The following is an 18,676-nucleotide window of genomic DNA, read 5'->3' as shown; positions in this document are numbered from 1 at the left end:
CATCGCTATTGCGTTCTACCACACCGCTTTATTAAGGTATATAGATGAGTTATATTGAAAATCAAGTCTTTGATGAACTGACCATCGGTAAATCCGCAACCTTAACACGCACATTAACGCAACAAGATATTGCACTTTTCGCTGTAATGACGGGAGATGTTAATCCTGCGCACGTTGATGAAGAATATGCCAAAAATGACATGTTCCATAAAATAATTGCCCATGGTATGTGGGGTGCATCGCTTTTATCCACGCTTTTAGGTACACAATTGCCTGGGCCAGGTACAATTTATCTTGAGCAAACACTGAAGTTTGAACATTCAATTAGCCCAGGGGATACAATCATAGTTACAGTTGAAGTAATAAAAAAAATCCCCGAAAAAAAAATTATTGAGCTTCGTTGTCACTGTGTCAATCAGATGGGGGATACCGTGATAAGCGGTCTTGCAACTGTAATTGCCCCGAGTACTAAAATTAAGCGAGAACGTATCGAATTACCCTCTGTAGAATTAAAACCTAAGCAAGGATATTGGTACCAACAATTGATTCGCGCAAAAAACTCTCTAAAACCCCTTAAAACAGCAGTAGTACATCCAGTGGATGTATTATCCCTTAAGGGCGCTATTGCTTCTGCGGAAGAGGGTTTAATTATCCCTGTTCTGGTGGGTCCCAGACAAAAAATCCTAAGCGCTGCACAGGCAGCAAATCTTGATATTTCACCTTACGAATTGATATCAACAGAGCATAGTGACGAAGCAGCAGAAAAAGCCGTAAAATTGGCTGCAAGTCATAAAGTTGAAGCAATTATGAAAGGTAAGCTTCATACAGAAGAATTAATGAAACCTATTGTGGCAAGAGAAAGTGGTCTGCGTACGGGACGGAGGATGAGTCATGTGTTTTCTCTTGAGGTACCTAATTACCATAAGCCAATCTTTTTAACAGATGCGGCAATTAACCTTTTTCCCACACTTAGAGATAAATGCGATATTGTCCAAAATGCCATTGATCTTTTCCAAGCGCTGGAATTAGGTACCCCCAAAGTTGCGATTCTTTCCGCAATAGAAACTGTTAATGAAAAAATTCCATCAACTCTTGATGCCACAGCTCTGTGCAAAATGGCAGAGAGAGGACAGATTACAGGAGGAATCTTAGATGGACCTTTAGCATTTGATAATGCAGTATCTTTAGACTCAGCACGGGAAAAGGGAATTTTTTCTCCTGTTGCTGGAGATGCAGACATTTTGGTGGTTCCGGATGTTGAATCGGGTAATATGCTGTATAAACAGATGACTTATTTATCAGGGATTGAAGCTGCAGGAATGGTTTTAGGGGCCCATGTCCCGATCATTCTTACAAGTCGAGGTAGTGATGAGTTATCTCGAAAAGCATCCAGTGTCATGGCTTTATTGTATGCACGTAGAAAAAAACAATGAACAAAAATCAAGCTAATGAGTCGATTCTAATTATTAATGCAGGGTCATCCAGTATTAAATTCAGCCTTTATAACTTATCTCTCACTTTAATATACCATGGCGAAATTGAATATCTTTCGGAAAAATTGCAAATTACAATTTTTAATGAAAAAAACGAACTCATTACCAAAGAAATCATAACAGAAAAAGACTATGAGGCAGGTTTAAATTATTTATTTTCCTGGATGGAAAATTTGCCGGTAAACTTTCATTTACTGGCTGTTGGGCATCGAGTAGTGCATGGAGGATGTTTTTATGACAGTCCTATTCTAATAGATAAGGATTCTATTAGAAAACTTACTTCTTTAAATACTTTAGCGCCACTTCATCAATCCTATAATTTAGCTTTCATCAAAAGTATTTTAAAATTATACCCTCAATTACCTCAAGTCGCATGTTTCGATACCTCTTTTCACCGAACTCAGGATAAAATTGCAACCCTTTTTGCCTTACCTAGAGATTTGACCGAAGATGGTATCCTTCGCTATGGATTCCATGGCATTTCCTATGAATATATCGCTTCTGTATTACCTCCTCCTATTAAAGATAAAAAAGTAATTGTTGCACATCTTGGCAATGGAGCAAGCCTATGTGCCATGAAGCAGGGTAAAAGCATTGCAACATCGATGGGGTTTACGGCTTTAGATGGCTTAATGATGGGCACTCGATGCGGTTCTATTGATCCAGGGATTATTTTATATTTGTTACAAGAAAAGAAATACTCAGTAAACGAGTTAAGTGATCTTTTATATAAAAAATCAGGGCTCCTGGGTGTATCCGGAATGAGCAGTGACATGCGCGAACTTCAGTCCAGTAAAGACATCAATGCCATAGAGGCAGTGGATTTATTTTGTTATAGAGCAGCACGGGAAATTTGTGCTTTAACCAGTAGTTTACATGGATGTGATGCTATTATTTTTACAGCAGGAATCGGTGAGCATTCTGTACCGGTTAGAAAGAAAATATGTGATCGCCTTGATTGGTTAGGCGTTGTATTAGACGAAAGTGCCAATGCAAGAAATTCAGCAAAAATCAGCCAATCACATAGCAAAATTTATGTCGGGGTGATACCAACTAATGAAGGATACATGATTGCTAAACATACTTTAAAAGTAGTTTTGGATAGATAAATTATCTGGAGAATGATGGATGCTGCAATGGCTTTTAAGATTACTTCTGGTTATTTCCGGATCGATAGCGAGCTGGTTTGTAGCTCGTGATGAACTTAATTTTCCAATTGTTCAGATGGTCATTGCTGTTGTTTTATTTACTCTTTTTATAAGTATCATTGCTTTTTGGCCGGAATTAAAAAATTGGTTACAAAGGATACGTAAAAAATAATATGGAGGAATCCCTGCATCACTCTATAAAATTCTAATTTTTTGTTGGCCCATCTCCTTCTGGTTCTAACTCAGTAAGTTCCTCTATCCGGGATTCTTTCTTCTTGAGATTGGGCAAGGATTCAACTGTTTTCCTGATATATTCCACAAGCGCCTTGATGTCATTCACTGGAATATTGCTTGAGACATGAGATAAAACCAAAGTTTCGTCAATTTCGTACATATCATTAAGTGATTCTAACAATCCAGATTTTGCTATATATTTAGCTTCGTGTATTGTAATGATCCGAGCATCCTCAGGGATAAGCTTCATATCCCGATTCCGTTGGTTTACTATTTCGTACTCCTCATCAAGAAAATTATCATTCTCTGCAAAACCTACTTTAATAGCACAAACTCTTTGTTTGTAATCAGGGTTTATAAAGGTGACATCATGTAAAGGAGTATCAATGCTTGTCCACTTGCTGAGAATTTTTCCAGGAACAGTCAATATATGAATGGCACGTACATCATGCATGTGCAAGCCACAATAAAAATTTCCCATATTTCTAATCATGGTTATTTCTGAATTATTTGCAGTGGTCTCAAAAATATTGGTCAAACCCATGAAACGGCCTCCCACAATACGCTGATCGCCTTCATAGCGATCACTAAAACGCTTGAACATCTCTTCATGCGTCGCTAATAATTCTTTGGGATTAACAAAAAAAGGGGGGTAATTGGCCTCAACTATTGCTCCAGAACTAGGGACAATGGTACTTTTACTTGCATAATCACCACCATAAGTCAGCGATAAAGTGAAGGAACCAAACGCTGAGGAATTATTTTGAATAACGTGTTCGGGTATATTGTAATGACGTTCTTTTTTGGGCTTAGGCGGACATAAAAATTTTTGTTTTTTCAAGAGATCAGACACTTCTTCAATTTTCATACCTCGATAAACAAGCTTTAGATTTTTTTTATGATTTTCTATACTATCAACAAGCTGAGGTAGTGTACTCATTGAAGCTCGAGTATTGCCTTTATATACTTTTTGAAAATCACCCAATAGGGATTTGCCTTTGTGTGTTTTATCGATATGACCTAATACAGTAGAGTGGAAGTCTTTTCTTGTCTGGATGGGTTTAGTATTACTGCCTAGTTTTGTAAAAAGTTTATGCCTACTCATAATGCACTCCGACCATAATATGGTTATAATTATAGCAACCATATTATAAGTTATACATTATGATTATTACTTGTTTTATTAATTGATAAAAGGAAAAATCATGAAACAGCATTCAAAGGGATTTCTAAACCTTGTTAATGAAACCAAAACACGCATTAAAGAAATATCCCCCAATGAGTTAAAGACTAAAATCGATCATCATGAACCCATGCAACTGATTGATGTTAGAGAAAAAAATGAGTGGGACACGGGGTTTATTCCAACATCCATACATTTAAGTAAGGGAATTATTGAACGAGATATTGAAGAGAAAATTCCAGATCGCAAAACACAAATCATTGTGTATTGTAGTGGCGGCTTTCGCTGTGCATTGGTGGCGGATAGTTTACAAAAAATGGGGTATTCTAATGTACTCTCATTAAATACTGGATTACAAGGCTGGATTGACGAAGGGTACACTTTACAAAATCCATGATTTTAGAAGCACATAAACATTTCTTATCCAAGAAATGAACGTGTTTATTTTAAGTTTTAAAAGAATAAAAATGAATTCTATAAAAGTTCTGCCAATGCCAATTTTTATCTTGCTTTGTCATGATGACAAAAGAATTAACTCTTTTGTCATTTAAATGATTGTTTTTTTTGTACAGTAAGGAGAATTCTATAGTATTTTCAATAAGAGGTGACAGCATAAATGTTGCTTTAGCCATATTGGCCACAAAACGATATGTTTTGGTCGTCCCATCATTTAATTTTAAAATAATTTGCAATTGTTGTGGCTTATAAAAAAAGTTGGATAAAGAGCCAAAAACATTGAGATTTAAGTCAATTTCTGTAAACAGCAGTTGCTCACCTGAAACATTCACTTCTTCCCCAAGCGCATGTCTTTCACTCTTTATTAATGCGAGATGTTTTTGGGGTGAGCGTTCTTTTTTGACCAGGATTAAAAAATCATACTTGAGTGATGTAGGGCTGTAATTAGCCAATAATAATGGCCAACTTGCGCCATCCTCCAATGATGCAATTCGTTGATCTATAGGTTCTATCTTGAAAAGGATATTATGGGGGCTATCTTTTTCTATGAGATGATTTTTATTTTTTTCTGCTAAATCTCGATTGAAGACAGAATAACTCTGAAAGATTGGGCGAGGCCACCAGATATTTTTTGAAGATATCAAATAGCTTTGATCGTAGGAATAAATATCAGTGGAACCTTTTAAGATAGGAAATGCCGCTTTTTGTCGTAGGAACTCCATGGTAAATGTATAGTTATTTTTCAACCATAAAGGATCTTGTATTCTGCTTTTTAAACCATACCAGGCCGAAGAGTATGCGGAGAGAAAGTTGTTTTGAAGAGACACATGAGTATAGTGACTATTTATGAAATACCAACTATTTAAAGAAATACCAATTAGCACGTAGCTCATCCAGGCATTCATGATAAAAGGCAAGAAAAGAGCTGCTAATAAAGCTGATGTTCCAGAAATAAAAGCATGCCCTAAATGCCTGGTAAAACCTGTTTTAAAAGAAACAAATAAAAATACAAAATACACGCTAAGTAAAAATATTTTTTTACTCCATAAAGGTTCTTTAGCAATGAATACAATTAAAAGTAAGGATGAACCTGTAAAAAGATAAAAAAGAACTTCTTTTATATTTCCATCTGAAGACATTGCTTCAGTGAAACCGGATGCAATAGAAAAAGAGCTTGTTAAGTAATGAGGAAGAAAATATAAACTTTGTCCTGCTACAATCCAAAATAAAATAAGCGTCAATATAGGAGCAGCAATGCATATCAACGCCAACGTCTTTCTATTGTGAAACAGAAAAAAAATAAAACAGAGTAAAAGAATTAAAAGGCTAATGATAAGCATCGAACCTTTGATCAAAGCCAATAGACCCAATGGAGCGAATAGAAAAAATACAAAAAACAAGAAAGTATTTTTTGACTTTACTTCCTTTAATGAAAGGATTTTAAAGCTTATTAAACCGGCAATTAAGGGATAAGAAAAAAATAGAGAGTCACGGGCATAAATCATCCCCAAGAAGGGTAAGCAATAAATTAAGATACCATACCAACGATACGATTTTAGTAAAAAAATCAAATAGAACCAATAAGTGAAAGCCAAGTAAACGCTACCCAGAATCATGAGATGATCTGTGGCTGGGTGATAGGATTTTGTATAAATAGAAGAGTAGGGGCCTAATGTAAATATGATGTCTTTTCCAAAGGCAAAACCTTGAGCAACTGCTTGGTTCAGTCCTAATGCCCAAGAGGGATCAATTCCTGGAGCTGGCATTTTAGGAGAGAAAGGAACAAAAATAGCTACAATGATCAGCAACAATAACAGCTTACTTGCAAATTCCAAAAATAGATTAGTTTTTTCAATTACTATCCTTTGTGTATCCCTCAAGGTAAGCTTCCATTGTCAAATTTTGACAGTAGTGTAGCTTGTGTGTCAAAAGGGAACAACCCACTTTTATTTTTTCTTTGAACCGACCAAGGATTTAAAAAAGGAAAGTAAATCCAAATGAAACAGTATTAGAGATATCGATCTCCTGATTCTCATTTTCTAAAGTCTTAAAGATGCCATAGTCGTGTTCGTTTTCATATTCCATAAACAAGCTGATACCGGGAATGATTCTGTAATAAGGTCTCACTGTATATCGCATTTGATTTAAACCTTTGCCAATCCGGGCATTAACTACAGTTTTGGTAGCCAAGATACTACGAATCCCTGTTCTAATTAAAAAATTATTTAAAATTTGGGTATCCCTTGATAATTCAATATCAAATTTAGCACTTCCACTATAAAAATATGTTCTTATGTCCGTATCAATGAAAAAAGGCATTAATCCTTCAAGACCAATTCCCACTTGCCAATAAGGATGTACTGCCGGTCGATTCAGGTAGTTTATCCCCCCTTTGATTGCCCAAAATTGACTAATCAAACGCCAGTAAAACATATCTATATCAGCGTTCTGGACGATACCTTTATAAACCTCAGCATCGTTAACAAATAATTCTAACTTATTATAGTCAGGACCATACAATCCCCTGTAAGTCATACTTTGATTGTTATGAAAGGGATCAGCTTCCAAATCCAGCCAAGTGGCAAACCAAAATCCTGCACCATGAGCCATTGGATGCTTCACCAGGTGTAAATTGATAGGTATCATTTCATCCACTCTAACCAGGGGTCGATTATAGAATGCTGTATTTTTTTCTATATCTTGAGGCTTTGCTTTACCTTCTGAAATATCAATTAAAGTTGTATATTGGAATACCCGATTCATACCAGCCATCATATGATAAAGCATATGGCAATGAAAAAACCATTGTCCGCTTGCATCAGTATCCACATCCGCAGTAATTGTTCCTCCTGGTGGCACATCGATAGTATGTTTCAAAGGATCCAATGCATCTTTCCCTATTCGAAGAATAAACCAATGACCATGAATGTGCATTGGATGATGCATCATGGAGGTATTAGTGAATACAAACCGATAGCGCTTGCCGGGTTTTAAAAGAATTGGTTTGGCTTTATATCCAGGTTCTCCGTTGATGAACCAGATAAACTGGTCCATGTAACCAAATAACTCTAAATTAATTATTCCTTCAATCGGTTTATTTGGGTTATTAGTCGGTATGGCCGCTGTTAAATGATTATAGTTTGTTTCTAGTGAAGTCTTATAATTAGAATTGGGAGGGTCTATTGAATCATAAAAGCGAGTAGGCTCTGTAGGCATCTTCATGGAATGGTCCATCTTTATGGAATGATCCATCTTCATGGAATGATCCATCTTCATGGTGTGCCTTGGTTTTAAAGCAGATAGAGCATAATTTTTTACTTGATTCTTAGGTAAAGCTGCTTGATACATTCCTCCCATCATAATATTCATCATTTCACGAGTTACCGGGATTGGTTCAGGGAAAGGTTTAATCTGATTGTAGTCCACCCATTGAGTGGATTCTGTTTTCAAAGCGCCAAAGACTGATCCCACTGTATCTTTGGAAGCTGCATAAATAATATAAGGGGCATTTTTTTTTATTTTTATAAGAACATCATAAGTTTCTGCGGGTGAAATGCTCAGCGCATTAATAGAATAAGGAAGTACATCATTTCCATCCGCTTGCACCACCTTCATTTTAGATTCAGGTATTTTGACACGAAAAATTGTACTGCTCCCTGAATTGATAAATCGTAAACGCACTATATCATCCACTTGTACTGGTGCTGTCCATGGGTCTGAGACAGGATGGCCATTCATTAAAAAAGCATCAAAAGCCACGTCACTAATATCATAAATACTCATACGCATCTGTTGCATGCTTTTATAGTCATCTAGAAGACTTTTCCGTTCGATTTTAGAGGCTTTCCGATAATCATGTAAAAACTTAAAAAGGGAGGGTTGTAATGGGAAACGAGGCGCATAATAATCCCCAGACTTTTTTAGATTAGCTAAAACGCGATCGGGGTTGGTATTTATCCAATCTGATAAAACAATGACATAATCCTTGTTGTATTTATAACGGGATGGTTTTTTGGGCTCAATAATAAAAGCGCCGTATAATCCCTGCTGTTCTTCTAAGCCAGAATGTGCATGATACCAGTAAGTACCGGATTGTTTTAGAGTGAATTGATAATGAAAAACGCCACCTGGCGGAATTTCAGTTTGAGAAACACCTTCTACTCCATCCATTTGCCAGGGAACCAACACACCATGCCAATGAATGGCTGTAGCTTTATCAAGATGATTGAATACATTGATGGTTACCTCTTCTCCTTCTTTAAAATGTAAAGCAGGTGCAGGAATTTGATTATTCACAGCAATCGCTTTAGCTGGTTTATGAGCAAAGTTAACTGTTTTGTAACCTACAATTAAATTAATTTTTTTATTCGCCGCCTCAAGGGGAAATGAAGCTAAAAATGAAAATATTAAAAAAAGAATAAAAAGATTTTTCTTTAAATCTGATTTATGAAAAACCCCTATCATCTTTTCATCCTGATCTTAGTGAACCTTTGAAATCTGTCCTCAGTTTAAAGAAATTACATAACCTTTGAGTGTTGAGGAAATTGGAAAGGCAGTGGATAGATGCAACATCCAAAAGTAGCAAATAGCAAAGTAATCTTTATTAGAATAAAAAACAATAGAATATGCAAATCAATGATACTTATCTGTTGGAAAGTTATGAGTTGTAGGTATTAAGAAAGATCCATTTCTATAAAGAACCAAAACTCATTTCGGGTGTGCTTTCGTAGTGATATCCTAATGAATTGTCTAAATGATATGCTTTTTTTATAGAGTGTGCCTCAATTTTTGCGTTCAATGTTGCTGCCTCTATTTCCAATGGGGATAAGGATAAATGGTGTTGTAACCTCATTAGTGCTTGCGAAAAGTTCTGAATTTGTCCATCACTTGCTTCGGATAATTTTTTTCCTTGGTACGCGTTATTCATCATGGGTGCAGAATGTATTTCTATTATATTTGCAACGCTCATTGCTTGGAATGATAGGAGGCGTAAATTGAGCCCTTCTAATGCTGCTTCGTGTTGATACTTAATCAATTCTTGATAAATATTCGCTAATAATGAGTACCCCGGAGACCAATAAAATTTTGCTGCAACTTGAGCATAAAAAATTATCTTATTGCAAATATCTTCATCAAAATTTTGCTCTAACAGTACTAATCCTCCTTTACATAATGCATTCAAAGCAAGAAAACATCCATATAATCCTGAGGCTGCTAAATATTCTTCAACATCTTTATAATATTCTGAGGTATGTTCCTTGTCTTTGAATAACTTTCGATAAGATTCATACAGATATAGTCCTTTGATTAAATCAAAGCATGAGGGAACAGTACAAATGAGTTGATATTCATGGATGGGATTGTGATTCACTTCAGCCTTTTCCTGGGGATTAAGCCCACATTGACGCCAAATATCCATCCAATAAGATTCTAAGTCGGAGGATTTACATAAGTTATCAATATCTGGATTTGAAATCGCAAGCTTTAATAGTAATTCAAGATCCATATTTTTTATGATTTTATTGATAAAAGCCGGATCAAATTTTTTGGTAAGATTTAAGATCTTTATTTCTTTCATTTTTTCATGAGGTGTCAATTCAAGAAATTTATCCAATTTCATTCCAGCTTCCCTATATTGTTATATCTTTCATCAAGTTAGAACGAGAGTCTTTTGTGTTAATCCCTGAGAAGTCAATTGTATAGAGCTTTCCTCCATTCCACCAATACTTTCCAGGGAACCACCTATATCTGCCATAGTCGATGAAATGAAAGCATCTGCATCCTCAGATTTTTCCTTTCCAAGCCAGGATAATAGTTGATGCTTAGGCAAGGATGGTTGAGGCATGCTCTCTTTTATTAATGATAAATGTACATGTCCTTTGATTTCAATTCGATGGTCTAACTTATGCTTTTTTAATAGACTTAGAATGAGCGATCGGGATGCGCCACAAGTACTTGACTTGCGGGCCTCTAATAAGTCTGCTACAAAGAGAGCGACGGAAGATTTTTCAATACCAGCTTTTTCAAGAAATTGCATGATTAAAAAATGGCTGTCAATATTCGCATTGATACTCGTAGGATGTATCCCATTCCAAAAATTATAACATTTAATTTGAGCTCTGGATGGAGCCATTGTGCCCGGGCCTACATCTCCACCTATATTTTCTGACTTGAGCCAGGACCAGGTTGCTGTCATATACTCTCTTTCTCGAACTGCCATTGCGGCCGCACCAAAGAAAATTACTTTTTTATCTGCCGAACATACATTGAGCAGCATGCCATTTGCATCAAAAACCAGGGAGAGATCCGTTTCTGCCTCCTGGCAAATCCTTCTCATATGACTATCATCTTGTCCAATAGAGTAGATGAGTTGATCACATTCGATAGGAATTTCAATTTTTTTGCCAGATGTGTCGCATCTAAAAGTTAATAATAATTTACCACTAACCTGTGGTTCAATTTTAATTAACTCACCTTGCATCAATTCACTTCGTGATTTTGCAATGCTTAGTGCAGATGAAGCAAGTCTACCATTCCCTGCTTTTTCAAATTGTTTTGCTATCCAAATAACCGAATTTTTTTGATTTTTTTCGCTAAATTCTAGATTTTCAGTGAATGCATCATGACCAAAAAATCCTTTTCTATAACTAGCAGCTGCAGTTCCACCACCTCCATAAACTACAATTTTCCTGGGATTTGTCTTTTGTTCCTCAGTACCTGTTAAGATAAATTGGTTGCCGTCCACAATAGTCGTAAATCCTTTTTGGGAATCAAATTGGTTTAAAAGCTCAAATTGGGTTGGGGGAAGTAATTTCCCTGAAATAATATTTCGTGCTGGCCCAAGACCAGTACATATATTGACTTCATTCGTATAAATATACTTTATACCATCTGCCGTTGATACAACGATACGATATTCTTGCTCTGGAGCTTTCCAATCCGCTTCGTGGTTACTTTTTTTCTCAATCTTCATTACTGATGCACGGAGTAAAGGGGCTTCCGTTAAACCCAAACAGGCTTGATTTGCTTGATAGACATGTCGGCCATTAATATGAGGATTTTTTTGATAATGTTCCGTTACTAAATAAGCAGATGGATTTTCTTTTGCTGTTGTTCGCTCAAGAAGACTGTGTGGTTGAGCCAATGTATAATTGTGCTTCCAACTACCTGCATCTTTACCGATCATCAATACAGGAGGCAATTGATTATCTGAAAGTTGTTTCTGACAAGTTCCATGATGGCTTTGGAATTTTTCTAACCAAAGTGTCGTTCCAGTATCTCCAGAACCTATAATAATCTGAGGAATCACTACAATTTCGGTATCTCGCAATTTCTGCAAAATCCTTTTATTAATTTTTTTTTCTTTCTCTAGTGCAATTTCAAGTCTATCATAACCTCTTGTTATCTTTGATAAATCATCCTCAGTTGACAATACGATGGAATGAACCGCTACAGTTTTCTTTAAAGCTTTTTCAAGAGAAGTAATAAGATCCTTTTTTAATGTAATGTTAAATGCATAAACATGGTTATAGACTGCCAAGCTTTTCTTGAGTATTGCAAAACATTCATCCAGGGTATAAATTTGTTTGAAAATTTCAGGATTTTTACGAATTTGCTCAATAAGAAGTAAAAAATTGGTAGTAAGGTCTTGTGTGGTACTAATTCGATGATGATTTAATAAAGTACATATATAATTTATTTCATTTTGTCGTATATCATGAGGAATTTTTTCCTTACCCATAACTTACCTCTACAGAGCGATTCAATGGTGAACATAGTGGGCAGAGATTGTATCAATGTAATATTAAGAAATTATTAAATGTCAGACTGAGCAAAATTTGCGATTATGCAGGTTCGTTCTGAGTTTATTATTTACAATGAGTTCTATTTTTGATGCTTGTGTAGGGTGAGTAAATATGTCTCGTACTGAACGGTTGTTAGACTTAATTCAGACATTAAGACGTCATCGTTTTCCGAAAACAGGCATATCATTAGCTCAGGAATTAGGAATTAGCCTGCGTACATTATATCGAGATATTTCAATTCTCAAGGGGCAGGGGGCCCCTATAGAAGGGGAGGCGGGCATAGGGTATATATTAAGGCCTGGATTTACCCTTCCTCCGCTTATGTTTTCACCCGAAGAAATCGAAGCCATTGTTCTTGGCTCACGTTGGGTAGCGGATCGGACAGATACCCAACTTAGGTCAGCAGCAGAAAATGCACTAGCGAAAATTGCAGCGGTACTTCCCAATGAACTTCGTCAGCAATTGGAAATCTCAGGACTGCTGATAGCGCCAGGGCAGGTTGCTGAAAGCAAAGACTCTGATTTAATCCTTATCCGAAAGGCAATACGGGTAGAAAAGAAACTCAATTTAACTTATGTCGATCTAAATGAAAATTATTCTCAAAGAGTAGTTTGGCCTTTAGCTCTAGGATTTTTTGATCAAGTTCGTATTTTGATTTCCTGGTGTGAATTAAAACAAGATTTTCGACACTTTAGAACGGATCGAATTATCGAATTAAATCAAACTGAAGCGGGATTTCCAGAGCGACGTCAAATTCTTTTAAAAAAATGGAAATCAATGAATTTAAAGAACCCGACTAATTGCCCATCAAAGTAGCCCTGTTCTTATTAATTCATAAACAATGTAGAACAACTCCTACATGATTTATTTTCTAGAAGATAAAAACTAAAAATTGATTCTTAAGATCACATCATCTCTTTTTTAAATACGGTTAAAGAATAAAGATTTGGCTAAGGATGTCGTTTCTATTGATAATATGGCTCCAAATAAATCAGTGATATATGGCTTATAAGATGTTTTTACCAGTGTACAATGATAAGGGTTCTAAATTGCTTAAATAGGATTTTGATTATTTGGATTAATTATTTATTCATAGGATAAAAAAAAGTTGCTTCATGTTTGTTGTAGTAGAGATTAGTAAGAAGAGAATTGGGAATTGTCTGAAATGACTTCAAGGTGGATATATCAATATTCCCTTGTAATTTTATAGTAAAAATCATTTGCTCCGCTTTATTTGATTCAATCCATTTCATAATGAGTGCATAAGCACGGTCGGGATAGCATGCCACATCAGATAACACCCAATCATATCGTTGATCTATCTTAAAGGGATCAATCGCAAAAGCGCTTTGTTGCAGATAATTCACGTGAGGTAATTTAGCTATTTTTGGATCCAATAAAGCTTTGTCTACTGCAGTTACAGAAGCACCTTGGGAGTGCATGACGTAGGTCCAACCTCCTGGTGAAGCACCTAAATCAAGAGCTGTGTCACCTGCCTTTGGGTATTTCCCCAAAACAGTGAGTGCTTCCCAGAGCTTTAGATAAGCTCGGTTGGGAGGATTTATTTTATCTTCAAAAAAATAACATTTTCCGTGAGGCCAATTTTTAAAACGTTGAGCACTGTAAATGAGCGTATTTTTATCTAACAAACTAAATGCACCCATCCTAGGAATTTCAGCTTCAATTGGAAAATGTCTCATCAGTGTGGCGGGTTGGCGTAATTGTTCTTCAATTAGTCGGGAACGTCTAATATGAGAGACAGGATGCAAATACCAGAATTTACCGTTGGCGCGCAAAATTCTTACTGCATCTGAAATGGATTCGAAAGTAACTACATGGGGTTCAAGCCAGATATCTTGAGCAAAGCATAAATCAAGTTTTTTTTGGGAAGAAAAAATCAAATCTTCCGCGACCCAGGAATCATCACCCAACTCTTCACAAAGTAGATGAAGAAACTCTGGTTTGGCAGTATAAACAGCAGCTATTTTCTTTTCCATGATGTGCCTAAAGTATTATTTATATAAATAAAATATTTTAACACTATGACCATAAGAAATACGAGTTTCTATCTATGAATTGTCTTGAACTGGCACTGAGTGGAAAATTAAATAACGGCACATAAAGGATGATGAAAAAGATAGTTTCATCTTTTTCATCGAATAATATTTATTTTACATAGACTGTACTGGCTGCGGGGCCATCATTACTGGCTGCCTCTATAAAAGTCACTCTTTTACCCACTTCTAATTTATTAAAATCAAAATCAATCACACTTTTGCTCGTAAAACGTAGTCTTCTTCCATCAATGGTTTCTATAAATCCATAATCAGCAATCGGTGCAATTTCCCGTATGAGCCCTTCAGGAGGTTGCTCGTGATGTTTTACTTCACCTCTTTGTTTGTGAACGTATTTTTTGAGTTTTCTAGTCATTGCAAGAAAATTATCTCTTATTGCAACATAGAGATCTTCGTGCTTATGATTTTCTGATACTTCTCGATTAACAACCAGTTCTGCATTGGGAACGATAAGATCAATACGAACATGATAAATGTTACCTTTGTTATGATGTCGATGCGTTTCTATACTTACATTGCATTCGATAATCCCATCAAAAAATTTACCTAATTTTTCAGCATGTTTACGTGCATTATCCTCAATGGCTTTAGAGTGCTTTAGATGATTAAAAACTATTTTTATAGGAAAATATGCTGAATTGTTCATTGTTTGCTCCTTATATCTGATACATCAATACTGCTTAAAATGCCGAGTTCTTTGTTTCTCTTCTTTTTTTTGTTGAAGCTTAACTACATCAACCATTTTGAATATCGTTTCATTCAAAATTTCAATAAAATCATCCAGAGTAATTATTCCTACCAATGATCTATCTTCATTGATAACAGGCAAACGACGAATTTTTTTTGAATGCATTACCTCAAGGGCCTGAAAAAGGCTATCATTTTCAAACACGCAGCTGATAGGTTCGGTAAGAAGATCTCGGACAAGTAATGTGTCAGGTGTTATGCCTGCAGCCATTACTTCAAAGACTAAGTCACGATCGGTGACAATGCCAATAGGTATTTTTTTATTTTCTTGTTCTTCAAGTAAAACTAAGTCCCCAACATGGTAGGAGCGCATGAGCTGTGCAGCGTTTTTTACTGACTCATTGCCATTGATCACAACAACATCCCGGTTACAGTATTCGCCAACTCTCATAAAGGTCTCCCGAAACAATAGTTGTTTTAGTTTTGCTTCGAATACAAAGTACTGTATTTGACAAAAAAACATTCATATTCCAACGTCAAATTACGACATGACGGCAGGGGAAATGAAAAGTTAAATTATTTATTAACTGTTTTTAGTATAGTATATAAAATTCCGTTGCGGTTAATAAACGCCCAGTTCGCCCATGAATTAAGCGGATATAGAGGGGCTATAGGATTGATTCTTTAAAAATTTTGAATAAAAAAAGCAAAGATTTATCAATAAAAATCCTATAGATATAGTTAAAGCAAAAAACAGGTGATTTTTTATTAAAACAAGAATAGATAAGAGTAAAGCAGATCGAATTATCTCGAGAAATATAATCTTTGATTTCCCGTTAGCAACGAAGCCAAGAAGGTATAACGTAAATAAAATAAACAATACCATGAGCCAATTACTCAAAGAATCTGATATAAAAACTAACGAAAGATAAGCATATAGTGCGATACTAAGTACTATGTTAAATAACATATATAATGGAGGAGAGCTTGAATTTTTGGTAATGGCGACTCTTTTAATGATAGGGAGATTTTGTTGTTGTAACCGTTTGATTATCCATTCAGGAGGCATAAAAAAAGCACGGAGTACATCCAGCTTGTTTTTAAAATTTTTTCCATAATAGAGTACATCCTTAATTACTTTAATATTGGCGTAAAAGGGATTCCAGGAGTCTAATGGTTCGGTCACTCCATATTCAGCTGGCATATTTTCGGGTTCAAAAGTACCAAACAATTTATCCCAAACAATTAAGCTTCCTGCATAATTTTTGTCGATGTACTCTGGATTTTTTCCATGATGAACCCTATGGTGGGAGGGCGTATTAAATATTTTTTCAAACCATCCCATGCGTTTTATCGATTGTGTATGAATCCAAAATTGATAAATTGTATTTAATGAGGCGACAACAACAAACATTTTTGTTGAAAAACCAAGTATTGATAAAGGTAAATAGAAAATCCAGGATGTCAGTGTTTGAAAATAACCTTGTCTTAAAGCAACTGATAAATTATAAGATTCACTCTGATGATGTACCGAGTGTCCTATCCAAAAAAAATTGCATCGATGGCTTACACGGTGATACCAGTAATAACAAAAATCAACGCCAATCCATAGAATAAGCCATGAAAATACATTTTGAGTATTTATATTAAAATAAGCAAAGTGCTCATATAAGAAATCGTAGCTAAAAATAACCAGACCTCTAACAGGTAATGCAGCAATTTCCTCCAGTATGCCGGAACTTAGATTATTAACGGTATCATTGAAGTGATAAACATTTAATTTTTTGTAATAAGTTACAATTCCTTCAATGATTATTAAAATGATAAATATTGGCGCAGCAAATAATGTGATATTGATATCCATATCAGTCCTTACCCTTGATATAAATCAAGATATAAACAATTTTCTTCTAATTGGACTCGATTTGTAAATACTGATTTTAAAATAAATTCAAATTTCAATTTTTTTAACGTGTGCAAAATTCAAATGTTATTAGATGAATTGAGAAAATGGCTCAGTTCAGAAAATCATGATCAGCAATCCATTATGCAGCATGGAGATTGATAAATGGAGGCTCAATCTCATCTAATATAGCTTTTCTTACATAGAGAAATCCTGTACCTCTGGGTCCACGTAAAAATTTTCTTCCTGTTGCGCATAAAAAATCACAACCAATGTCCTGAATGTTAATTGGTAGCTGTCCTATTGATTGTGTTGTATCGAGAAGGTAAAGAATATGGTATGTCTTGGAAATTTTACCTACCTCTTGCGCTGGATTGATTAAACCTCCTTGTGTAGGGATATGGGTTATTGCAATTAATTTGACTCGTTTATCTATTTTTCTTTCCAAATCACTGATGTCCAACTGACCGTATTTGTCATCCTGAATGACATCAATGACAACGCCCGTATGTTTTGCGCGATGTAAAAATGCCAAATAGTTACTTGCATATTCCGAGTTGCAAGTCAGTATTTTATCTCCTGGTTTAAATTGAATACTATAAAAAGCCAAATCCCATGCTCTGGTTGCATTCTCAAGAAATGCAACTTCTTCTGGAAAGCACCGAATTAACCGTGCAACAGCACTATACAGTTCTTCAGTTTTATCCACCACGTTTTGCGTTGCCTCATATCCGCCAATGGTGGCTTCTAAAATCTAAATGATTTTTTATCGCTTGAAGAACAGGAAGAGGAGGTAAAGCGGCGCCCGCATTGTTGAAGTGCAACACATGAGCGCAACCCGGCGTTTCATTTCTTATCTGTTCTAAGTTGAGTTTTTTCATCTTTGAAATTTTATCAATACAAGGCATGTAAAATATAAATTAAGCAAGTACCTTTTCAGCATTATTAGATTCTAAAAATTTAAGGTACTCTCTTTCATATCCCAAACAGACAGGTAAGTTTGCTACGGAGGTAATGTTGTATTTAATCGGCGTTTCAGAATATATCCGCTCACAGGAGGGATTTATCCAGCAATAATCAATACCAAAATTTTTTGCCCCATATCCATCATTAATAATCGAATCTCCTACCATGAGCATTGAATTTTTCTCAATAGGTTGTTGATGCCTTTTAGTAATTTCTTGCAGGGCAATATCAAAAATTTCTTTATTAGGTTTTGCAAAACCGACATCATCAGAAACAATATAACAGGTAAACCAATTATTTAATTGGAGTCTGTGTTTTTTTGTGCTCTGAACTTCTACGAATCCATTAGTGATAATACCTAAAATATGTCCCTTTTGATGTAAGAATTCAATGGCCGCCTTTACATCAGGTATCCAGTGAGCATGAAGGCAAAGATTTATATCGTATTCATCGGCTATTTCTTCAATGGGAGCAGGACATGAAAGCTTTTGGTTTAATTGTACAAATCTCAATAACCTCACATCACTGGGCATCATTTTGCTTCCTTTGCTACCCACTTGATTCCATAAATCAGTATTAATTTCTTTATATATTCTCTCAAAAATGGCGTATTCATAATTTGAATAAAATTTTGCATAAATACTCTTTAATCCCATTTTTTGAGAATAGGAAAAATTAATGAGCGTATCATCTAAATCAAATAGAATAACCTGATAAGACATAAGA

Annotated in this window: 16 protein-coding genes; 5 read left to right on the top strand and 11 right to left on the bottom strand. The window is 35.5% G+C overall.

The features are described from left to right. Positions 1-44: 44 nt before the first annotated feature. From BU07_RS0110450 to BU07_RS0110440, 3 genes are read left to right on the top strand one after another with little or no spacing between them, the layout of a single operon-like run. On the top strand, positions 45-1,433 hold the full coding sequence (locus BU07_RS0110450; RefSeq protein WP_031565818.1) for a bifunctional enoyl-CoA hydratase/phosphate acetyltransferase: 1,389 nt from the start codon (positions 45-47) through the stop codon (positions 1,431-1,433). Then, positions 1,430-2,602 carry an acetate/propionate family kinase gene (locus tag BU07_RS0110445; protein WP_031565817.1) on the top strand — a complete coding sequence of 391 codons (1,173 nt, stop codon included), beginning with the start codon at positions 1,430-1,432 and terminating at the stop codon, positions 2,600-2,602. Before BU07_RS0110450 ends, BU07_RS0110445 begins: the two co-directional genes overlap by 4 nt. A 19-nt stretch (positions 2,603-2,621) precedes the next feature. Beyond that, complete coding sequence (locus BU07_RS0110440) at positions 2,622-2,813, top strand: hypothetical protein (protein ID WP_031565816.1); 192 nt, start codon at positions 2,622-2,624, stop codon at positions 2,811-2,813. Positions 2,814-2,846: 33 nt separating this feature from the next. On the opposite strand, the gene BU07_RS0110435 is transcribed toward BU07_RS0110440, so the two are convergent. Then, entirely contained in the window at positions 2,847-3,980 is a 1,134-nt protein-coding gene (locus BU07_RS0110435; RefSeq protein ID WP_051635538.1) for a hypothetical protein, read from the bottom strand. A gap of 100 nt (positions 3,981-4,080) precedes the next feature. Between BU07_RS0110435 and BU07_RS0110430 the strand changes: the two genes are divergently transcribed. Further along, positions 4,081-4,455 carry a rhodanese-like domain-containing protein gene (locus BU07_RS0110430; RefSeq protein WP_031565814.1) on the top strand — a complete coding sequence of 125 codons (375 nt, stop codon included), beginning with the start codon at positions 4,081-4,083 and terminating at the stop codon, positions 4,453-4,455. Between the two features lie 49 nt (positions 4,456-4,504). Here BU07_RS0110430 and BU07_RS0110425 read toward each other — a convergent pair whose 3' ends face one another. From BU07_RS0110425 to BU07_RS0110410, 4 genes are all read right to left on the bottom strand, one after another. Beyond that, positions 4,505-6,394, bottom strand: a complete 1,890-nt coding sequence (locus BU07_RS0110425) for a hypothetical protein (RefSeq protein ID WP_035899048.1) — start codon at positions 6,392-6,394, stop codon at positions 4,505-4,507. A gap of 94 nt (positions 6,395-6,488) precedes the next feature. Continuing rightward, a complete protein-coding gene (locus BU07_RS0110420; protein WP_031565812.1) occupies positions 6,489-8,978 on the bottom strand; it encodes a multicopper oxidase domain-containing protein in 2,490 nt (829 codons plus the stop codon). Between the two features lie 226 nt (positions 8,979-9,204). Next, positions 9,205-10,134 carry a DUF5630 domain-containing protein gene (locus tag BU07_RS0110415; protein WP_051635537.1) on the bottom strand — a complete coding sequence of 310 codons (930 nt, stop codon included), beginning with the start codon at positions 10,132-10,134 and terminating at the stop codon, positions 9,205-9,207. 30 nt (positions 10,135-10,164) lie between these two features. After that, positions 10,165-12,255, bottom strand: coding sequence for a hypothetical protein (locus tag BU07_RS0110410; protein ID WP_031565810.1), 2,091 nt, complete (start codon positions 12,253-12,255; stop codon positions 10,165-10,167). A gap of 175 nt (positions 12,256-12,430) precedes the next feature. On the opposite strand from BU07_RS0110410, the gene BU07_RS0110405 reads away from it, so the two are divergent. Continuing rightward, complete coding sequence (locus tag BU07_RS0110405; protein WP_031565808.1) at positions 12,431-13,135, top strand: helix-turn-helix transcriptional regulator; 705 nt, start codon at positions 12,431-12,433, stop codon at positions 13,133-13,135. A gap of 266 nt (positions 13,136-13,401) precedes the next feature. Here the strand turns inward: BU07_RS0110405 and BU07_RS0110400 are convergent, their stop codons facing one another. The 6 genes from BU07_RS0110400 to BU07_RS0110375 form a co-directional block, all read right to left on the bottom strand. After that, on the bottom strand, positions 13,402-14,316 hold the full coding sequence (locus BU07_RS0110400) for an SAM-dependent methyltransferase (protein ID WP_031565807.1): 915 nt from the start codon (positions 14,314-14,316) through the stop codon (positions 13,402-13,404). Between the two features lie 169 nt (positions 14,317-14,485). Further along, complete coding sequence (locus BU07_RS0110395; protein ID WP_031565806.1) at positions 14,486-15,040, bottom strand: HPF/RaiA family ribosome-associated protein; 555 nt, start codon at positions 15,038-15,040, stop codon at positions 14,486-14,488. Positions 15,041-15,064: 24 nt separating this feature from the next. Beyond that, positions 15,065-15,532, bottom strand: coding sequence for a CBS domain-containing protein (locus BU07_RS0110390; RefSeq protein ID WP_031565805.1), 468 nt, complete (start codon positions 15,530-15,532; stop codon positions 15,065-15,067). A 198-nt stretch (positions 15,533-15,730) separates the two neighbouring features. Continuing rightward, complete coding sequence (locus BU07_RS0110385) at positions 15,731-16,945, bottom strand: sterol desaturase family protein (protein ID WP_031565804.1); 1,215 nt, start codon at positions 16,943-16,945, stop codon at positions 15,731-15,733. A 181-nt stretch (positions 16,946-17,126) separates the two neighbouring features. Further along, the gene (locus BU07_RS16775) at positions 17,127-17,696 is read right to left on the bottom strand and encodes an aminotransferase class V-fold PLP-dependent enzyme (protein WP_051635536.1); all 570 of its coding nucleotides are present in this window, start codon (positions 17,694-17,696) and stop codon (positions 17,127-17,129) included. 208 nt (positions 17,697-17,904) lie between these two features. Beyond that, positions 17,905-18,672, bottom strand: coding sequence for an HAD family hydrolase (locus BU07_RS0110375; protein ID WP_031565803.1), 768 nt, complete (start codon positions 18,670-18,672; stop codon positions 17,905-17,907). Positions 18,673-18,676: the final 4 nt, after the last annotated feature.

It is taken from the genome of Legionella wadsworthii DSM 21896 = ATCC 33877 (assembly GCF_000701265.1).
GTDB classification, from domain to species: Bacteria; Pseudomonadota; Gammaproteobacteria; order Legionellales; family Legionellaceae; genus Legionella; species Legionella wadsworthii.
This window is presented reverse-complemented; position numbering and strand designations above follow the sequence as displayed.

What these genes read in the sequence shown, in the direction of transcription:
- BU07_RS0110450 (WP_031565818.1), top strand. Translation starts at nt 45, where the DNA reads ATGAGTTATATTGAAAATCAAGTCTTTGATGAACTGACCATCGGTAAA.
- BU07_RS0110445 (WP_031565817.1), top strand. Translation starts at nt 1,430, where the DNA reads ATGAACAAAAATCAAGCTAATGAGTCGATTCTAATTATTAATGCAGGG.
- BU07_RS0110440 (WP_031565816.1), top strand. Translation starts at nt 2,622, where the DNA reads ATGCTGCAATGGCTTTTAAGATTACTTCTGGTTATTTCCGGATCGATA.
- BU07_RS0110435 (WP_051635538.1), bottom strand. Translation starts at nt 3,980, where the DNA reads ATGAGTAGGCATAAACTTTTTACAAAACTAGGCAGTAATACTAAACCC.
- BU07_RS0110430 (WP_031565814.1), top strand. Translation starts at nt 4,081, where the DNA reads ATGAAACAGCATTCAAAGGGATTTCTAAACCTTGTTAATGAAACCAAA.
- BU07_RS0110420 (WP_031565812.1), bottom strand. Translation starts at nt 8,978, where the DNA reads ATGATAGGGGTTTTTCATAAATCAGATTTAAAGAAAAATCTTTTTATT.
- BU07_RS0110415 (WP_051635537.1), bottom strand. Translation starts at nt 10,134, where the DNA reads ATGAAATTGGATAAATTTCTTGAATTGACACCTCATGAAAAAATGAAA.
- BU07_RS0110410 (WP_031565810.1), bottom strand. Translation starts at nt 12,255, where the DNA reads ATGGGTAAGGAAAAAATTCCTCATGATATACGACAAAATGAAATAAAT.
- BU07_RS0110405 (WP_031565808.1), top strand. Translation starts at nt 12,431, where the DNA reads ATGTCTCGTACTGAACGGTTGTTAGACTTAATTCAGACATTAAGACGT.
- BU07_RS0110400 (WP_031565807.1), bottom strand. Translation starts at nt 14,316, where the DNA reads ATGGAAAAGAAAATAGCTGCTGTTTATACTGCCAAACCAGAGTTTCTT.
- BU07_RS0110395 (WP_031565806.1), bottom strand. Translation starts at nt 15,040, where the DNA reads ATGAACAATTCAGCATATTTTCCTATAAAAATAGTTTTTAATCATCTA.
- BU07_RS0110390 (WP_031565805.1), bottom strand. Translation starts at nt 15,532, where the DNA reads ATGAGAGTTGGCGAATACTGTAACCGGGATGTTGTTGTGATCAATGGC.
- BU07_RS0110385 (WP_031565804.1), bottom strand. Translation starts at nt 16,945, where the DNA reads ATGGATATCAATATCACATTATTTGCTGCGCCAATATTTATCATTTTA.
- BU07_RS0110375 (WP_031565803.1), bottom strand. Translation starts at nt 18,672, where the DNA reads ATGTCTTATCAGGTTATTCTATTTGATTTAGATGATACGCTCATTAAT.